The organism is Shewanella sp. HN-41, assembly GCF_000217915.1.
GTDB lineage: Bacteria > Pseudomonadota > Gammaproteobacteria > Enterobacterales > Shewanellaceae > Shewanella.
Genome location: NZ_AFOZ01000042.1, coordinates 16,538 through 33,108 on the forward strand (window position 1 = coordinate 16,538; position 16,571 = coordinate 33,108).

General features: G+C 46.7%; 14 protein-coding genes and 1 pseudogene. 9 read left to right on the forward strand and 6 right to left on the reverse strand.

Going from position 1 to position 16,571, the window contains the following annotated elements; all coding sequences use genetic code 11:
* Positions 1–85 precede the first annotated feature (85 nt).
* The 3 genes and pseudogenes from priA (at position 86) to SOHN41_RS16230 (ending at position 4,866) form a co-directional block, all read left to right on the forward strand.
* Complete coding sequence (gene priA, locus SOHN41_RS16220; protein ID WP_007651069.1) at positions 86–2,281, forward strand: primosomal protein N'; 2,196 nt, start codon at positions 86–88, stop codon at positions 2,279–2,281.
* 133 nt (positions 2,282–2,414) lie between these two features.
* Positions 2,415–4,160: an arginine--tRNA ligase gene (gene argS / locus SOHN41_RS16225; RefSeq protein ID WP_007651073.1), complete on the forward strand. Its 1,746-nt coding sequence runs from the start codon at positions 2,415–2,417 to the stop codon at positions 4,158–4,160.
* A gap of 3 nt (positions 4,161–4,163) precedes the next feature.
* Positions 4,164–4,866, forward strand: a pseudogene (locus SOHN41_RS16230) (SPOR domain-containing protein).
* A gap of 81 nt (positions 4,867–4,947) precedes the next feature.
* Here the strand turns inward: SOHN41_RS16230 and SOHN41_RS16235 are convergent.
* The 3 genes from SOHN41_RS16235 to SOHN41_RS16245 are packed head-to-tail and all read right to left on the reverse strand — an operon-like array spanning position 4,948 to position 7,305.
* Complete coding sequence (locus SOHN41_RS16235) at positions 4,948–5,889, reverse strand: SPFH domain-containing protein (protein ID WP_007651078.1); 942 nt, start codon at positions 5,887–5,889, stop codon at positions 4,948–4,950.
* Complete coding sequence (locus SOHN41_RS16240; RefSeq protein ID WP_007651080.1) at positions 5,889–6,824, reverse strand: SPFH domain-containing protein; 936 nt, start codon at positions 6,822–6,824, stop codon at positions 5,889–5,891. Before SOHN41_RS16240 ends, SOHN41_RS16235 begins: the two co-directional genes overlap by 1 nt.
* 4 nt (positions 6,825–6,828) lie before the next feature.
* On the reverse strand, positions 6,829–7,305 hold the full coding sequence (locus tag SOHN41_RS16245; protein WP_007651082.1) for an NfeD family protein: 477 nt from the start codon (positions 7,303–7,305) through the stop codon (positions 6,829–6,831).
* 464 nt (positions 7,306–7,769) lie between these two features.
* Between SOHN41_RS16245 and SOHN41_RS16255 the strand changes: the two genes are divergently transcribed.
* Positions 7,770–8,522 carry an outer membrane protein OmpK gene (locus tag SOHN41_RS16255; RefSeq protein ID WP_007651083.1) on the forward strand — a complete coding sequence of 251 codons (753 nt, stop codon included), beginning with the start codon at positions 7,770–7,772 and terminating at the stop codon, positions 8,520–8,522.
* 96 nt (positions 8,523–8,618) lie between these two features.
* On the opposite strand, the gene udp is transcribed toward SOHN41_RS16255, so the two are convergent.
* Complete coding sequence (gene udp / locus SOHN41_RS16260; RefSeq protein ID WP_007651084.1) at positions 8,619–9,377, reverse strand: uridine phosphorylase; 759 nt, start codon at positions 9,375–9,377, stop codon at positions 8,619–8,621.
* Between the two features lie 414 nt (positions 9,378–9,791).
* On the opposite strand from udp, the gene SOHN41_RS16265 reads away from it, so the two are divergent.
* Entirely contained in the window at positions 9,792–10,010 is a 219-nt protein-coding gene (locus tag SOHN41_RS16265; protein ID WP_007651085.1) for a YdcH family protein, read from the forward strand.
* A gap of 44 nt (positions 10,011–10,054) precedes the next feature.
* Here SOHN41_RS16265 and SOHN41_RS16270 read toward each other — a convergent pair whose 3' ends face one another.
* Positions 10,055–11,230 (reverse strand): type III PLP-dependent enzyme, encoded by a 1,176-nt coding sequence (locus SOHN41_RS16270; protein WP_007651087.1) that lies wholly within the window; start codon positions 11,228–11,230, stop codon positions 10,055–10,057.
* A 325-nt stretch (positions 11,231–11,555) separates the two neighbouring features.
* Complete coding sequence (locus SOHN41_RS16275) at positions 11,556–12,035, reverse strand: hypothetical protein (protein ID WP_007651089.1); 480 nt, start codon at positions 12,033–12,035, stop codon at positions 11,556–11,558.
* A 171-nt stretch (positions 12,036–12,206) separates the two neighbouring features.
* Here SOHN41_RS16275 and SOHN41_RS16280 point away from each other — a divergent pair, with 171 nt between their 5' ends.
* The 4 genes from SOHN41_RS16280 (at position 12,207) to SOHN41_RS16295 (ending at position 16,452) form a co-directional block, all read left to right on the forward strand.
* On the forward strand, positions 12,207–13,043 hold the full coding sequence (locus SOHN41_RS16280; RefSeq protein ID WP_007651091.1) for a mechanosensitive ion channel family protein: 837 nt from the start codon (positions 12,207–12,209) through the stop codon (positions 13,041–13,043).
* A gap of 118 nt (positions 13,044–13,161) precedes the next feature.
* Positions 13,162–14,700, forward strand: coding sequence for a tetratricopeptide repeat protein (locus tag SOHN41_RS16285; RefSeq protein WP_007651093.1), 1,539 nt, complete (start codon positions 13,162–13,164; stop codon positions 14,698–14,700).
* Between the two features lie 141 nt (positions 14,701–14,841).
* Entirely contained in the window at positions 14,842–15,618 is a 777-nt protein-coding gene (locus tag SOHN41_RS16290) for a substrate-binding periplasmic protein (RefSeq protein WP_007651096.1), read from the forward strand.
* Between the two features lie 504 nt (positions 15,619–16,122).
* On the forward strand, positions 16,123–16,452 hold the full coding sequence (locus SOHN41_RS16295; RefSeq protein WP_037459440.1) for a c-type cytochrome: 330 nt from the start codon (positions 16,123–16,125) through the stop codon (positions 16,450–16,452).
* Positions 16,453–16,571 lie beyond the last annotated feature (119 nt).

Sequence of the window (16,571 nt, forward strand, 5' to 3'; positions counted from 1 at the left end):
CATGGATAAACCGTCATTAGGACTAGCCCTCGCTAGCCGTGCTGAGTACACTAAACCCCATTCCCATTAAAGAATCGCCCAGCATATGTCACTGTTTGTTGAAGTTGCCTTACCTGTGCCTATGCGGCAAAACTTCAGTTACCGCGTTCCAGCAACCTACCAACAAGCCCCCAAAATCGGTGTGCGTGTCAAGGTACCCTTTGGTCGCCAGCAACTGATCGGTCTCGTCACAGCAATAACAGATAGCTGCAACCTAGAACCCAAGCAAATTAAATCTGTTATCGAGTTTATTGACGATACGCCTTTACTGCCAGAATCCCTTTATAAATTAACCCTATGGGCAGCAAGATACTACTTTTGCAGCCAGGGACAAATGCTCACTCAGGCGCTGCCCGTCGCCCTACGTAAAGGGGTAGATGCCACGCCACAGACTATCTACTACTGGCAACTCACTGAGGTCGGGGAAAATATCGCGCCAGAGACCATTAAACGCGCGCCCGCACAAAAAAAACTGCTCGATTCGCTCAGAATCGCTAGTTTAACTCAGGAGGACCTCGTCAGTTTAGAGATCAGTAAAACCGCCTTAAAAGCCCTAGAAGAGAAAGGCTGGATTGAACGTCACGAAAAGCTAGCAGAGCTTAATCTTGATTGGCGCACCAAGCTAGAACTGGATGAAACACCCCACAGGCTAAATAAAGAGCAAGCGGTCGCAGTCACTCTCCTCAATCAGCAGCAAGGATACCACTGCACCCTATTAGAGGGCATTACCGGTTCGGGTAAAACCGAAGTCTACTTAGCTGTGCTCGAAGAAATACTCAAACAGGGTAAACAGGCACTGATCTTAGTGCCAGAAATCGGCCTGACACCACAAACCATTAATCGATTTAAGCGCCGATTTAAGGTCAATGTCGCGGTGTTACACTCAGGTTTAACCGATAACCAACGCCTCGAAGCATGGCGACAAGCCCGCTGTGGCCAAGCGGCAATCATCATTGGTACCCGCTCAGCCCTCTTCACCCCAATGGCGTTCCCTGGGGTGATCATTCTCGATGAGGAACACGACAGTAGTTTTAAACAGCAGGAAGGTATCGGCTACCATGCCCGCGACTTAGCCGTCATGCGCGGACATCTAGAAGCTATCCCAGTGATTTTAGGCTCGGCCACACCCTCACTCGAAAGTCTACAAAATGCCTTAAGCGGTCGCTATCAGCATTTACAGCTTGGTGAGCGGGCGGGCGCAGCCAAAAAAGTCCGGCAAGGGATCATAGATATTAAAAATTTACCCTTGAAGGCGGGGATGTCGGCACCACTGATCAATGAAATCCGCGCCCATTTAGATGCTGGCAATCAGGTATTGCTGTTTTTAAATCGCCGTGGTTTTGCCCCAGCCCTGCTTTGCCATGAATGTGGTCATCTCCATGAATGTGACCGTTGTGATGCTTTTTTCACTGTACATCAATCCCTTGGAGAGATCCGCTGCCACCATTGCGGTAACCAATATGCGATCCCTAAACAGTGCCACCACTGCGGCAGCACTATGCTGATGGGTCAAGGCATAGGCACTGAACAGTTAGCGCAGGCATTAGAGCAAGAGTTTCCCCAATACCCAGTTGTGCGCATTGATAGGGATACCACTCGACTCAAAGGTTCCCTTGAAAAACATTTAACCGCCATTCATAAGGGAGAATATAAGATCCTCGTCGGCACCCAAATGCTCGCCAAGGGGCACCATTTCCCCGATGTCACCTTAGTCGGGTTACTGGATGTGGATGGGGCACTCTTTAGCGCCGACTTTAGGGCTCCGGAACGCTTTGGCCAGCTCTATACCCAGGTCGCAGGGCGAGCTGGCCGCGCCAGTAAACCTGGCACAGTGTTACTGCAGACCCACCAAAGTGACAATCCTATTTTAAGGGATTTGCTGCATCGAGGTTATGGTGAGTTTGCCCGCAGCCAACTCAAGGAGCGGCAACAGGCATTATTGCCACCGGCTTGGCATATGGTGTTAGTGCGCGCCGAAGCCCATTCAGCCCTAGATGCCGATAACTTTCTCAACGCCTTTGCCGCCCTATTGCCCCAGGATAAAGAGTTTGAGGTCATAGGCCCAATGCCTGCGCCACTCGATAAAAAAGCGGGAAAATTCCGCCGCCAGTTAATGTTTCAAGCCAAAAATCGCCATCGCTTGCAACAGGAATTTGAACGCATTCATCCCCTTATCGAACAACTTCCCGAAGCCAAGCGTTGCCGCTGGAGCCTTGATCGGGATCCGCAGGATCTGTTGTAGCTCGGTTATTTGATAAATATTTCAGCGCCATTTGATAAAAAGTCCTTGGGAAGATAGCAATTAAGCACCACAAACGGCTAAAATATGCGGTTATTCCCTGTATTCACTCTTAAAGTTAGTAGCTAATTAATCCATGAAATCACATATCCAATCATTACTTGAACAAACACTCGAATCCTTTAAACAACAAGGCATTTTGCCGGCTGATTTTGAAGCGCGCATTCAAGTAGATCGAACCAAGGATAAGAGTCATGGCGACCTAGCAACCAACTTAGCCATGATGCTGACCAAGGCGGCGGGTAAGAATCCCCGCGAGTTAGCCCAGCTGATCATTGACAACCTACCCGCTTCAGCCTATGTCGCTAAAGTCGAAATTGCCGGCCCTGGATTTATCAATTTCTTCATTGATGACAGTGCCTTAGCTAACCAATTGCAAACAGCGATTCAGGATGAGCATTTAGGGATTAAATTACCAACGCCACAAACCATAGTGGTGGATTACTCTTCACCTAACCTTGCCAAGGAGATGCACGTAGGTCACCTACGTTCGACCATCATTGGCGACAGTGTAGTGCGTACCCTTGAGTTTTTGGGCCACAAAGTTATCCGCCAAAATCATGTGGGCGACTGGGGAACTCAGTTTGGTATGTTGCTGGCCTATATGGAAGAACTGCGCACCCAAAATGGCGAGCAGGCACAGCTTGAACTATCTGATTTAGAAACATTTTATCGCGCCGCCAAGCTGCGCTTCGACGAATCGGCAGAGTTTGCTACCCGCGCTCGTCAACTCGTGGTCGAGCTGCAATCGGGCGATGAGTATTGCAACAAACTGTGGCGCGAATTTAACGACATTTCCTTAAGCCACTGTCACGAGGTCTATGAGCGTTTAGGTGTCAGTCTGACCCGCGCCGATGTGCATGGTGAAAGTGCCTACAATGCGGACCTCGAACAGGTTGTAAAGGATTTAGACGCTAAAGGGTTATTGACCGAAAGCAACGGCGCTAAAGTCGTGTTCCAAGAAGCCTTCCGTAACAAGGAAGGTGAAGCACTGCCCGTGATCATTCAAAAGGCCGATGGCGGTTACTTATATGCCACGACTGACCTAGCTGCTATGCGTTATCGCTCCAACGTTTTGAAAGCTGACCGAGTGCTCTACTTTGTGGATCTGCGCCAAGCACTGCATTTCCAACAGGTCTTTAGTCTCGCTAAATTGGCTAAATTTGTTCGCGATGATATGTCACTGGAGCACTTAGGTTTCGGCACTATGAATGGTGAGGATGGCCGTCCATTTAAGACCCGCACGGGTGGTGTGGTCAAGTTGGTAGATTTGTTAGAGGAAGCCAACCACCGCGCACTGGATCTCGTTCGCAGCAAAAACCCCGATATGGATGCAGCGACCTTAACCGAAATTGCCCGTGTCGTAGGCATTAGCGCGGTGAAATACGCCGATTTATCTAAAAATCGTACCAGCGATTATATTTTCAGCTTCGAACAAATGCTCAGTTTTGAAGGCAATACCGCGCCTTACTTGCTCTACGCTTACACCCGTGTAGCAGGCATATTTAAGCGGGCCACCGACGTGGATTTAAGCCAAGCGACTATCGTACTCGAGCATGAGAAAGAAAAAGACTTAGGCAACAAACTCGCGCAGTTTGGTGAAATCCTCAATCGCGTAGTAGATAAAGGTCAGCCACACGTATTATGTGGTTACCTCTATGAATTAGCGGGCGCATTCTCCAGCTTCTACGAGGCTTGTCCAGTGCTTGCCGCCGATAGTGATGCACAACGCGATAGCCGCTTGTTGCTATCACAACTGACGGCTCGCACCCTGCAAAAGGGCCTAAATCTACTAGGTATCGAAACCCTAGAACGGATGTAAGCCATGAGTAATCGCGACTACGCCAACAGAAGACCGCAATCGGGCGCTAAACCGCGCCCCATTCGCGCAACGCGAGCACGGCCAGCCCAGAAGAAGGCTGCGCCGCACAAAAGGCTTCCCCTAGCGTTAATCCTGTTTGCCTTTATCGCTGTGGGCTGTTTTGGCTATTTTCTTTGGAGTATCAAGGATACAGCCAAACAGACCGCCTCGCAGACGGCAGCAGTAAAAACTGAACCTCGCACTAAGGCACAAGAACCCGCGGCAACGCTAACGCCTAAGGTGAAGGAAACCGATCGACAAGCGGTTGAGGTAACGGTTCCCGTTGATGAACCCGCGGTGGCCGTGGTCCCTAAAAAAAGATCCCAATGCTCTGCCACCACAACCAAAGGAAGAGTGGACCTATTTGGACGAGCTTGAAAACAAGCACGTTGAAGTGGATCTTCCCGATGTTGTGGCAACCCGTACACCACAGCAATATCAATTGCAGTGTGCTTCGTTTCGTCAGGAATCCCAAGCCAATCAGATGAAGGCTGTTATTGCCTTTCAAGGTTTAGAGGCGCAGGTAAGGCAAATCGAAGGCACCACAGGCACTTGGTATAAGGTCGCATTAGGACCATATGAAACCAGGCGAGAAGCGGAACGTAAACGCCATGTATTGCAAAATGCAGGGATCAATGGCTGTCAAATACTAGCGATTGCCAAGTAGTCGTTATTCGCTTAAGCAAAAGGCCAAATACCGAGTATTTGGCCTTAAGTGAAGGGGAAACTCAGAGTAGCATCAAGCTAGTTATCCCTTACTGCTTTTCTCTTTTAACCCTATGCTATTCATCCAATAATCGAAATCCACCATATTACCGGGCAACACGACTCGGCTGCTCTTATGGCTTAATCCATCGAGCTGTTTCATATATTGCTCACCCAACTGCATTCTCAGGGCATTATGACCACCGGGTGCTGCAATCACAGCGGCCAAGCGTTCAATGGATTCTGCAGTAGCGCGGGATAGGGTTAAGATCTCCTCCGCCTTACCTTCGGCTTCGTTAATACGGCGCTGCATCTCCCCCTCGGAACGGTTGACTGTTTCAGCCTTTATCCCTTCGGAGCGGTTAATCTTACTCTGCTTGTCACCTTCACTCTTAGCCAATAATGCGCGTCGTTCACGTTCGGCATTGACTTGCATTTCCATGGCATTTTTAACCGTTTCGGGTGGCGTAATATTTTTAATCTCGTAGCGATGCACACGGATCCCCCACATAGCTCCCGCCTGATCAAGCACTTCGACTACCTTAGCGGAGATCACATCACGCTCCTCAAAGGTTCTGTCTAGATCTAAGGTGCCAATCACAGAGCGGGTCGTAGTCTGTGCTAATTGAATGGCCGCATAACGGTAGTCGGTAATACCGTAGCTCGCCTTAACTGGGTCGGTCACCGAGATATAAATCACACCGTCGACCTCCACATTCACTTCGTCACTAGAAAAGCACTCCTGCGGTGGTACGTCGATCGTTTCCTCTTTTAAGTCATGGATATAGGCCACTTTATCCACAAAGGGGATCAAGGTATGAAAACCCGCGTCTAAGGTGCTGTGATACTTGCCTAAACGCTCAACAATATAGGCCGACTTAGTCGGAACTAAACGGATTGACTGGAAAAGTTTGATCACAAAAATCGCAAAAATCAGTCCCCAAATGGCCATCACGGCGAGATCGGTATCGAGTGGGATATTCATTAACGTGCTCCTTTATTAACAGAATGTTGGCCGCTCACCGTGTGGGTGACTTGCTCCATGCCTTCGAAAAAACCTTCGAGCTTCGCCATTTCAGCGGGAACGACTGACACTTGCGCATCGCTGAGGATCTTGCCGACTTGGGCGATAAACTGCTCTTTTAGCAGCATATTCATCGCATCATTACCGCCGTTAACCGCTAGGGCCTGGGAGATCATTGCCATCCCTTCCGACTTAGCCTTGGCAATGATGGCTATTTCCTGTCCCGTACCTTTGGCTTCGTTAATCCGCTTCTGTTTTTGCCCCTCTGAAATATTGATCGCCTCCTGACGCTCACCTTCGGACATATTGATCATGGCCGCCTTTTCCGCATTGGCTAGGGTGATTTCCGCCCGCTTGCGGCGCTCGGCTTCCATTTGCTTCTCTAGGGTGTGGATCACATGGCGTGATGGCGTAATATTGCGAATTTCATAACGCAGGACTTTGATCCCCCAAGGTTCAGAGGCTTTATCAATCTCACGCACTATGGATTCGTTTAACCTATCACGTTCAGAAAAAGTCTCACTGAGGGTGAGCTTACCGATTTCAGAACGCATAGTGGTCTGAGCCAAATTCACGGCGGCTTTACGATAGTTTTCAATACCGTAGCTGGCTAACTTACCGTCCATCACTTTGAGGTAAACCAATCCATCCACCTCAAGCTGGGTATTATCCTTGGAAATACAACTCTGTGGAGGTACATCGAGCACTTGCTCGCGGGTATCGTGGCGATAGGCCACGCGGTCGAAAAATGGAATTAAGAAATGAAATCCCGGTGACAATACAGTACGAAATTTCCCCAAACGCTCGATAACGTGCACCTCACGCATAGGCACAATCAGCATCAACTTATAGAGAATGAAGAAGAAAAATAGAATAATTAAGGTAAACAGAAACATAGACTCATCCTTTAGTTTTGAAAGTTGCCTGAATAACAGGCTCAACCACTAGGGCAATGTTTTCACGACAAATAATTCGGACTTCAGTGCCCACCGCAATAATGCTGCCATCGCCGAGTGCGGGCCATTCGCTCCCTTGAAACTCGACTCGACCCGTCGTTTGCCCCGGGCCAATGGCTTGTTTTACGCGGGCGATTTGATTGTAGATATCGAGTTCTTCATCGGTATTATCCACATGGGAATCGCCACCAACGAGTTTTTGAGTCACTTGCCTGAAGGTTAGCAGCAAAACAATGGCCGAAATAAACCACAGGGTCATACTCTGCACTACGCCTTCCACTAACCCGCTCCCCAAAGCGCCAGCAACGACTAGACAAGCCGCCCCCAGCAACACGACGATACCGCCGGGTATCACAAGTTCGGCAAGCATCAGGATCAGCCCAATGATCGCCCACACTAAAACTGGATTTGAAAACACCATATTTCCCCCTGAAATGAAAGTGTCTGTTGCTGCACTATAGCAGCAGTATTATTAACATGCGACATAATATGTCATCAATTTATACTGCATCCTAAAATTAATCCTTCAACAGGTGCGCTATGGCAGTTTGGGTTAAAGGCTTCCGCTGTTCTAAAATTAAGCACAATCAATTCAAAAAGTTAGCGTGACAGCATTCAACCCATAAAATTGAAGATAAAAAATAAAGTTAAAATCAATGAATTAGGCTGATGACATGGCAAGCATTTATTATGTGATTCTGACAACAACATTCGATAAAAACTTTGAATAAATGTAAATTTTTGCATATATTGCCCGCACTTTTTACCTTGCCCTTTGACAATATAGCCATTGCTCGGTTTGAACTTATCCATCAGACTGCGCCACGTCAGTGCGAGGATTGAGTACTACATTCTTTAGCGTCTACCCTACAACAGGAAATAACAATGAAAAAAACATGCCTATGTCTAGCATTAATGCTTTCTCCGCAAGCATTTGCAGATGACTTAGTACAGTGGTGGGATTTCAGTGCAACTGCCCTCTATGGTGAAGACTACGATTTGGCACCTTCGGACAAACAAACGACTGTCACACTCGAAACCGCTGGCGCATGGAAATATGGTGATTGGTTTGCCTTCCAAGATTTTATCTACTTTAAAGGCAACCACACGGGCATGGATAGCACCACCTACGGAGAGATTTCGCCACGCTTTAGCGCCAGCAAAATCCTCGGCGAGAAAATCGCCTTTGGGCCAGTGACGGATCTGTCTTTGGCCTTAACCTATGAAGAAGGTGAAGGCCCAGTTCATAGCCTGCTGTACGGCCTAGGTGTCGATGTTGCAGTGCCTTACTTTACTTACCTAAACTTCAACACTTACCGCCGTGATGCGATGAGCTCAGGCAATATCAGTGATGGCTGGCAGTTTACCCCAGTATTTCGTATCGATATTCCCGTGGGTTCCGCCAATATCGTCCTCGATGGTTTTATCGACTGGGTATTTGCCAGCGACAATGACGGCTATGAAGAGAACTTCCACTTTAACCCTCAGCTGAAATATGACTTAGGTAAGAGCCTATTTGGTGAGCACAAGGCCAACAAACTATTGGTCGGTATCGAATACGATCTGTGGACAAACAAATATGGCGTGAAAGGCGTAGATCAAGACACTTACTCTGTCATCGCCCAGTACCACTTCTAGTCGATACTGCATCGCCTTAACCTAGAAGTAGCAAAGGTGCCCTTAGGCACCTTTGCTATTTTTGAACACTCGCTTTGCAGGGGAGTGTGGCTAAGCTTAAGCCAGCAGTTTTTTCGCCGCAGCAACCACGATAGAAACCGCACTGACTTCAGTTTGTTTCATTGTGGCTTCGTTCGGGATTTCCTGTTGAGTGCGGTTCACGATAACGCCGGCCACACAGGCAGCACGCCAACCTTGAGTCGCACACATAGTGAAGAGTGTCGCCGATTCCATTTCATAGTTCAGCACACCCATTTCTTGCCATTCTTTCATTGAGCCCGCAAAACGACGGGTCACACGGCCAGTCACAGTGTCATAACGCTCTTGACCTGGGTAGAAGGTATCAGAAGAAGCAGTCACACCGATATGTGGCTCTACGCCCGCATCACGACACGCGGCAACCATAGCCGTAGTACATTCGAAGTTAGCAACCGCAGGAAACTCCATAGGTGCAAAATGTAGGCTAGCACCATCTAAACGTACGGATGCTTGGGTCACAATCACATCGCCCACATTGACTTGGGGCTGAATCGCGCCTGTAGTCCCTACGCGCAGGAAGGTATTTACCCCTAACTGTGCCAATTCTTCAACGGCAATAGACGTTGATGGACCACCGATACCCGTTGAGCAAACTACCACAGGCTTACCATCGGCATAGGCTAAATAGCTCGTATACTCGCGGTGGCTCGCAAGGAAAGTCGCATTATCCATTAACTCGGCAATACGTTTTACACGCTCAGGATCACCCGGCACAATTGCCAAGGTTGCACCATCGAGCATCGCTTTGGTCAAACCTAAATGAAATACATCAGCCATTATGAAAACCCCTTTCATTTTTGATAATTAAATTCTTATAAAATCGACTTTAACCTAGTATCGAAGCGGTGAAGGTTAACTTGATCACAGAATTATCGGCAAGAAGTAATTGTTTAGTCGTAATGTAATTACCAAAACTATTACCGTCTGATCACAAAGATAGCAAATGTTCGACGGTTCTGGTTGATCGCCTGAATTCTGCTGGAGAAAGTGTGAGCCAGATCGACTTGCACGCCATAGGTTAAGCTTATGATAATATAATTAATTGATTTAAAAGAAATTAGACCTAACTCTCCTTTACGGCTAATCTGAAGGGACACAAATATTGATCTCAATCACGTTTCCTCCTAATGCATTAAGGTTAGGGTTAAAGTGAAATCAGAAGTGTAGTAAGTAACGACAAGGAGAACGCCAATGTTTCCAGAGTACAGAGAGTTAATTTCCACCCTCAAGGCCCAAGATGCTCATTTTCAACGCAAATTCAGCGAGCACAATCAATTAGACGAGGAAATAAAACAACTGGAAAAACGAGTCGGTAGCGATTTCAACCCTGCGGTGAAAGAACTCAAGAGTAAAAAGCTACATTTAAAAGAAGAGATCTATCAGATCCTTAAATCCCACGAACAAAACTAAAACTAAGGGCGCCTAAGCGCCCTTTTTACTGCCAACCCAAATCCTTACAAATAGTAATCTTTGAGCGGTGGGAAACCGTTGAAGCAAACAGCCGAATAGGTTGTAGTGTATGCCCCCGCAGTTAACCAATACATTCTGTCGCCGATCGCGAGATCATTCGGCAGACCATAGCTATAGTGCTCATACATAATATCGGCACTGTCACAGGTCGGGCCCGCGATAACACACTTCTCTAACTCACCTTGTTTATGGGTGAATATAGGGAATTTAATTGCCTCATCCATAGTTTCAATCAGACCCGAGAATTTACCCACGTCGGTAAATACCCAGCGCTCTAACGCGGTGTAAGATTTCTTACTGATCAGCACCACTTCAGATACCAGCACCCCAGCGTTAGAGATCAGCGAGCGACCTGGTTCGAGAATGATCTGTGGCAAATCATCACCGAAATCTTCCTTCAAGAAATGGGTAATTTGCTCGGCATAAACGCCCAATTGATTGGTTTTGTCGATATAGTTCGCTGGGAAACCACCACCCATATTGATCATTTTCAAGGTGATATTGTGCTCATCACGCAGACGATCGAAAATGCTTTTTACTTTGCCAATCGCCGAATCCCAAGCACCTATATCACGCTGCTGTGAACCCACGTGGAACGAAATACCGTAGGGTTCTAGCCCTAATTCTTGGGCTAGGACTAACAGCTCATAGGCCATTTCATTCTGGCAGCCAAATTTGCGTGACAATGGCCAATCGGCGGTATCAGTACCTTCGGTCAGGATACGGACATAGATGCGTGAACCGGGGGCTTCTTCGGCGATCATACGTAGATCGGCTTCAGAATCCGATGCATACATACGCACACCGCGCTCATAAAATGCACGCACATCTTGGCGTTTCTTAATGGTATTGCCGTAACTCACGCGGTCGGCAGTCACGCCTACCTTAGTGACCATATCTAGCTCATAAATCGAGGCAATATCAAAGTTTGACCCTTTATCTTTTAATAAGGTCAAGATCTCGGCCGCTGGGTTCGCCTTAACTGCATAATAAACGTTGGCATAAGGAAAACTATTAACCATGTCATCGTATTGTTTCGCAATGATACTGGTATCGATCACTACGAATGGGGTTGCTTTGTCTTTGGCAAACGCTTCAATACGCTTGAATGTGTCCATGTCATAATAATCAGCAACATCAATAGATTGAAATTGGCTCATTGGGCCAGAGTCTCCTTTGGGTCAGGTCGTTAAAAAGTGAGTGTCTGTGTTAAAAACGTGCGCAGTAAACGATATTTTTTTACTTTACGCAACGAATTTTTATGCTGAATTACTAACTTTTTATTCCTTAAGGTTTTAAGGGAAGATTCTCTTTGAAAAAGTTTTTATAAAACAAATAATTACATACACAAATCCTAAGCTAAATTTGTGTTGATTATTCGAATACAAAGTGAATTTTTTACGACACGCGAAGGAGTAAGGCGGACAGACGAGCACACGCCAGCCTATCCATCCTAAATCGATAATGATTAGATGATATTAGTGCCTACTGTGCCCCTTGGAGTTTCTTAAGGGCCTGACCCAAGGCCTCACTTGAATCAAAATAAGCGATATCCAAAATATTGCGTTTATCGAGCAGTATCATGGTCGCCATATCTTTAGTATCGGGTAATAAATGGCTCACCTCTCCTTCCCTATCCAGACCGATAGCAAAGGGCAGTTCCTGCATTTGTGGTATAGCCACAAACTTAGCAATGAGTGATGGCATACCACTAATATCGGCGACATAAACTAGGTGTGCTGGAAACTGCGACTCACTTAAAGGCTGCAAAGTTTCTTTAATAATATCACCGCCTTTCATACTACGGCTAAAGAGTACAACCCGGGTTTCATCGGTTATATTGATCACTTTATCGTGCTGATCGAGTAATGAAATGGAATTAATCGCATCCCCAGCAACATAGCTAGCAGCAAATACCAGCATGGGGGTAAACAGGAAAGACAAACATAACAACCGTGTTTTCATCAACACTCGACTCCATTATTCGGATAAGTGGACAGCATACCTGAGTCATACGTTAGGCTCATCAAATCAACCGCGATTACATGATACGCTTCACAGGTAGATGGCAAACCAGTATTTGGTGGGATTTCTACGTTATACTCGCACAGTGAAATTTATTACAAGGATATCACTATGATAACACCAGGACTCGATCAAGAATTGCAGCAACTGCAGGGCGTCTACCAATTGATCACCGAATTTTTAGTCAATTATAGTTTCCAGTTAGTCGGTGCGGCGCTGATCTTTTTATTGGGTCTTTGGCTCGCCAGTAAAGTGTCCCGCTTAGTCGCTAAACAGTTCGAAAAACACAATATCGATATCACCCTCAGTAACTTCGTCAGTAATCTTATCCGTATCCTGATCATCGTCATGGTGGCCATTATCGCCCTTGGCAAAATCGGCATCAGCGTCACCCCCATGGTAGCGGCAATCGGTGCGGCCTCCCTCGGCGCGGGCCTCGCCTTACAGGGCATGCTGTCGAACTATGCAGCGGGTGTTACCATTATTGTGACTCGACCTTTTGTGGTGGGTAATACGATTGAAATCAAAGGCGAAAGCGGCGTCGTTAAGCGTATTCACTTAGGCATGACCATACTAACCAATGAGGAAGGAGAACAAATTAGCATCCCCAATAAGCATATCGTCGGTGAGATCCTGCATAACTCCTTCAGTAATAAGCTGGTCGAAACCCAATTTAACTTGAGCTACAACAACGACCCAGAAGCGGCGATAACCTTAATCACTGAACTGTTGAGCCAAAATCCCAATGTTAGTCAAGACACTACGCCTAATATCGGCATCAATGGCTTTAATGCCATCGGCATTGAGATTGGTGTGCGTTACTGGGTGCCGACCCAAAGCTACTTTCAGCATAAATATAAGATTAATCTAGCCATGTATAACGCCCTCAAACAGGCTGGTATCGAGATGGCTTGCCCTGTGCGGGAAATTCATTTGCAAGAAAAGTAACCTCATCTACTGGGGCAATGGACTCGGCCATCCGCCCCGCGTCTCCCACAGTAAACTTGCATTTTTTGCGGGAACCACGTTTACTGTGCTGCCAAAATATCAATAGTGAAGGAATACTATGTTGTTGATACTTATCATTATAGCCTTTGTCGTACTGTTTATTCTTTTTGCCAAATACCAAAAAAAGAAGATACAAGCCGAAGCGCTTGCCGCTGGAGAACCTTCGGCGCTGCTCAATCACGGACTCACATTAATCAATCAGGGCGAAGTCAATTCAGGCCTAGACTATATTCAACGGGCCGTCGATAAGGGCTTAGCCGTTGCCGCCATTGCCATGGCTGAACTGTATTCGGGCCGATTCCCACAGGTGCCCGCCGATCCCAAGGCGTCTGAATATTGGTATCGAAAAGCCGCCGAGATCGATCCGCAATATTTACCCATGCTCACCCTGACTAGCTTGGTCGCCACTGAGGCGCAAACACCCGAGCAATTGCTTGAGCAGGTAGAACAGCTCAAAACCAGTGCTGAAGCGGGGCAAGTCGAGTTTCAATATGAGCTCGCCTATTTGTATCTCAGACAACCCTTTCTCGATCCCGATGCAAGTCAAGCCATTTATTGGTTTGAAAAGGCCGCCGCCCAAGGAAACCAAGATGCCTATTACCACTTAGGAACTCTCTATTGGCACGATGAACGCGTCACTTCGGACTATAGCAAAGCACGGGAATACTTTGAGAAAGCCGTCGTCGCCGGTGATGAATTAGCGAAGGATAATTTAGGCCATATGCTGGCCGCAGGCCAAGGCGGCCCTAAGGATCTCGTTCGCGCCGAAGCCCTACTCAGCGACTATGCCGCAGAAGACGATTTCCGCCAGTATTACCTAGGCAAACGTTTCCTCTACGGTGAAGATTTTGCCATCGACTATGGCAAGGCTCGCCATTGGTTAGAAAAAACCTGCGCCGCTGACAATGTTTTTGCTAAGTTAGCGCTGGCACACCTTAAGCTACTCGACCCACAATCGGATAACGACTATCAACAGGCAAGGACTGAGTTCGAGGCTCTGGCACCCCAGTGGCAAGAGGAAGCCCTATTCGGCCTAGGAAAAATCTACGAAGAAGGCTTAGGCGTCTCACGCCAACCGATTAAAGCCTTAATGTATTACCAACTGGCCGCCATGAGCCATAACACAGACTATCGGGCCGCATACGAGAAGCTCGGCAAACGCTTAGGCACCTTAGAGATCCGTGAAGCGCAGAGCCTATGTAATAACTTTCTGCATCAACATCCCATCCCCGATGAGCAGCAAGCTTATTACTACTTTAATCAAGCGGAACTCTGCCGCAAGGGTGAACACCCTAGCCGCGAAGCGCTGCAAACCGCTGAGACTTGGTACCGCAAATCCGCCGACTTGGGTAGTCAAGATGCCATGCAAGCCATTGTTGAGATTAATCGCCATGGGTCGATAGATAAGCCCGTACAGGCTGTTATTTGGTCGAGCATACTGCTACGCAACTTTGGCAAATATGGGATGAATAGTGATCAGCTTTTGTATCAACAACAGGCCCAATCCCGCTTAACGGAATCCGAGTTGTTGTATGCCCAAAGCGAAATCGAACGCATTGAGTCCCAGCTAACGCCTTATTTAGAAAAGGATAACTAGCGGCAAAACGAGCATAAGGTTTGCTCAATACTGATTGGCCAAACCTTTGTCTATCAAGCAAAGTTATATTTAAACGCTACACTCTATTAAGCAAGTTTTAGCATTGCCCACCGATATAGGTGATCACCCAAGGCTAACGATATGAGAGTCATCCCGTTTATTCTCTTTGCCTATTTGCTTATCTCAAAGGCTCAGGCTGACACTGTCCTCCCTGTGTGGCAAGCCCATTGCCGTGACAGACATCCCGTCATCTATTTTGAAAATGAGCAATGTAAAGGCCCTGGTGCCTTAGTCATCAATCAGGTTATCAATCGCCTAGGACATCAAATCAACTGGAGCAATGTGCCATGGGCACGTACCATAAAAGTGGCAGAAACAGGGCAAGTTGATCTCATTCCAATTCATTCGATGACATCTGAACGCAGTCAGTTTCTCCATCCGATGCTCCTTGGATATAATAGGCGTTATGTGCATTACTATGCCCTATCCACTTCTCCAATCCATGTCACTCATTTTGAGGAGTTAAAGCCCTATGTTATCGGAGCCATAAGAGGCACCTTTTACAGCCATCAATTTAATAACTACAAATCACAACTCAAGGTCACATTTGTTAATAATCATCAGCAGTTAATAAAAATGCTAAAGGCTGGACGTATTGATTTAGCAATAACCTCTGAGCTTAATGAATTGCACACATTTGCGGGAAACGCGCAATTTAAAGCAATGGATTATACCGATATCAGCTTAAACGGCCGCTTCTTCAGCATCCCACGACAATCACCACTGCACAAATACGCTAAACAAGTTGAATTGATCGTTGATGATATGCGCAGCTCGGGGGAAATCACTCGACTATTTGAGTCCTATGACGTTGACCCGCCTATCAATCAACATGATTTAGCCACAACATCTAACTAAGAAGCTGTTTGGGTCATCGGATGCCGCAGCACTGTTGCCAGCGTTGGCACAACGGTTTGATGGAATGGGTGATGTGATTGCCCTTGAAAACCTTGTCGCTGCGGCAACTTTAAATAGCAAGCAATCCATCAAGTTTAAACGCCTTTAATCGAGTCAAATTATTCAGAGTTACTACTTTAGATATAGTAAATTTTACAAAGTGTTAACTCGATCACTGTCCATTTTTTGCCCTTTTCTTCCCAAAACCCACCTTGCTACATAACAAGCTAATTTAGCTTTAAAAACAACCCTTTGTTTTTAAAAATGTAAATTCATCCCAACACAACTCCGCAACCAATCAATTAGATTTTTATCAATGAAATTTTTATCAATTAGATTTTTTTAATAGAGGTGATACACCTCAAATAAACATCCAATCATCTTTGATAAATTTATTCACAAGGTGGGAGCAATAGATACATTCCACCAACAAAGTCATGTGAGTGACAATTAAGAAAGGATGAGATGATGAAAATTTCAACTAAGATCGCAATCGCCGTCGCGCTAATCAGTAGTCTAGGCCTCCAAGCCTATGCCGCCGAAGGGGGAAATCCTAAAAAGGGTAAACACCTGTATAAAAAAGAATGTAAAGCCTGCCACAGCCAAGCAGGTGAAGGCGGAGAGCTGACCCCAATGAGTAAAACCATGAGCCAGTGGGATCGCTTCTTCGATAAAGATAAGCACAAACTCAAACCTGAGGTATTCAACGGCTTCACAGAACAAGATCTCAAAGATATACAGCAATTCCTGTATGACCATGCCGCCGACTCGGAGCAACCGCAAACCTGCGGTTAATCGTTACCGAGCCTAAATCAAGGGAATAACCGCAGGCCTGCAACTGCAAGTTAACCCATTGAGATAAAACCAAAGCCCGATAAGAGAAAATGGGGAGAACACCTCAGGGCCTCCTGTTG

What these genes read in the sequence shown, in the direction of transcription:
- priA (WP_007651069.1), top strand. Translation starts at nt 86, where the DNA reads ATGTCACTGTTTGTTGAAGTTGCCTTACCTGTGCCTATGCGGCAAAAC.
- argS (WP_007651073.1), top strand. Translation starts at nt 2,415, where the DNA reads ATGAAATCACATATCCAATCATTACTTGAACAAACACTCGAATCCTTT.
- SOHN41_RS16235 (WP_007651078.1), bottom strand. Translation starts at nt 5,889, where the DNA reads ATGAATATCCCACTCGATACCGATCTCGCCGTGATGGCCATTTGGGGA.
- SOHN41_RS16240 (WP_007651080.1), bottom strand. Translation starts at nt 6,824, where the DNA reads ATGTTTCTGTTTACCTTAATTATTCTATTTTTCTTCTTCATTCTCTAT.
- SOHN41_RS16245 (WP_007651082.1), bottom strand. Translation starts at nt 7,305, where the DNA reads ATGGTGTTTTCAAATCCAGTTTTAGTGTGGGCGATCATTGGGCTGATC.
- SOHN41_RS16255 (WP_007651083.1), top strand. Translation starts at nt 7,770, where the DNA reads ATGAAAAAAACATGCCTATGTCTAGCATTAATGCTTTCTCCGCAAGCA.
- udp (WP_007651084.1), bottom strand. Translation starts at nt 9,377, where the DNA reads ATGGCTGATGTATTTCATTTAGGTTTGACCAAAGCGATGCTCGATGGT.
- SOHN41_RS16265 (WP_007651085.1), top strand. Translation starts at nt 9,792, where the DNA reads ATGTTTCCAGAGTACAGAGAGTTAATTTCCACCCTCAAGGCCCAAGAT.
- SOHN41_RS16270 (WP_007651087.1), bottom strand. Translation starts at nt 11,230, where the DNA reads ATGAGCCAATTTCAATCTATTGATGTTGCTGATTATTATGACATGGAC.
- SOHN41_RS16275 (WP_007651089.1), bottom strand. Translation starts at nt 12,035, where the DNA reads ATGAAAACACGGTTGTTATGTTTGTCTTTCCTGTTTACCCCCATGCTG.
- SOHN41_RS16280 (WP_007651091.1), top strand. Translation starts at nt 12,207, where the DNA reads ATGATAACACCAGGACTCGATCAAGAATTGCAGCAACTGCAGGGCGTC.
- SOHN41_RS16285 (WP_007651093.1), top strand. Translation starts at nt 13,162, where the DNA reads ATGTTGTTGATACTTATCATTATAGCCTTTGTCGTACTGTTTATTCTT.
- SOHN41_RS16290 (WP_007651096.1), top strand. Translation starts at nt 14,842, where the DNA reads ATGAGAGTCATCCCGTTTATTCTCTTTGCCTATTTGCTTATCTCAAAG.
- SOHN41_RS16295 (WP_037459440.1), top strand. Translation starts at nt 16,123, where the DNA reads ATGATGAAAATTTCAACTAAGATCGCAATCGCCGTCGCGCTAATCAGT.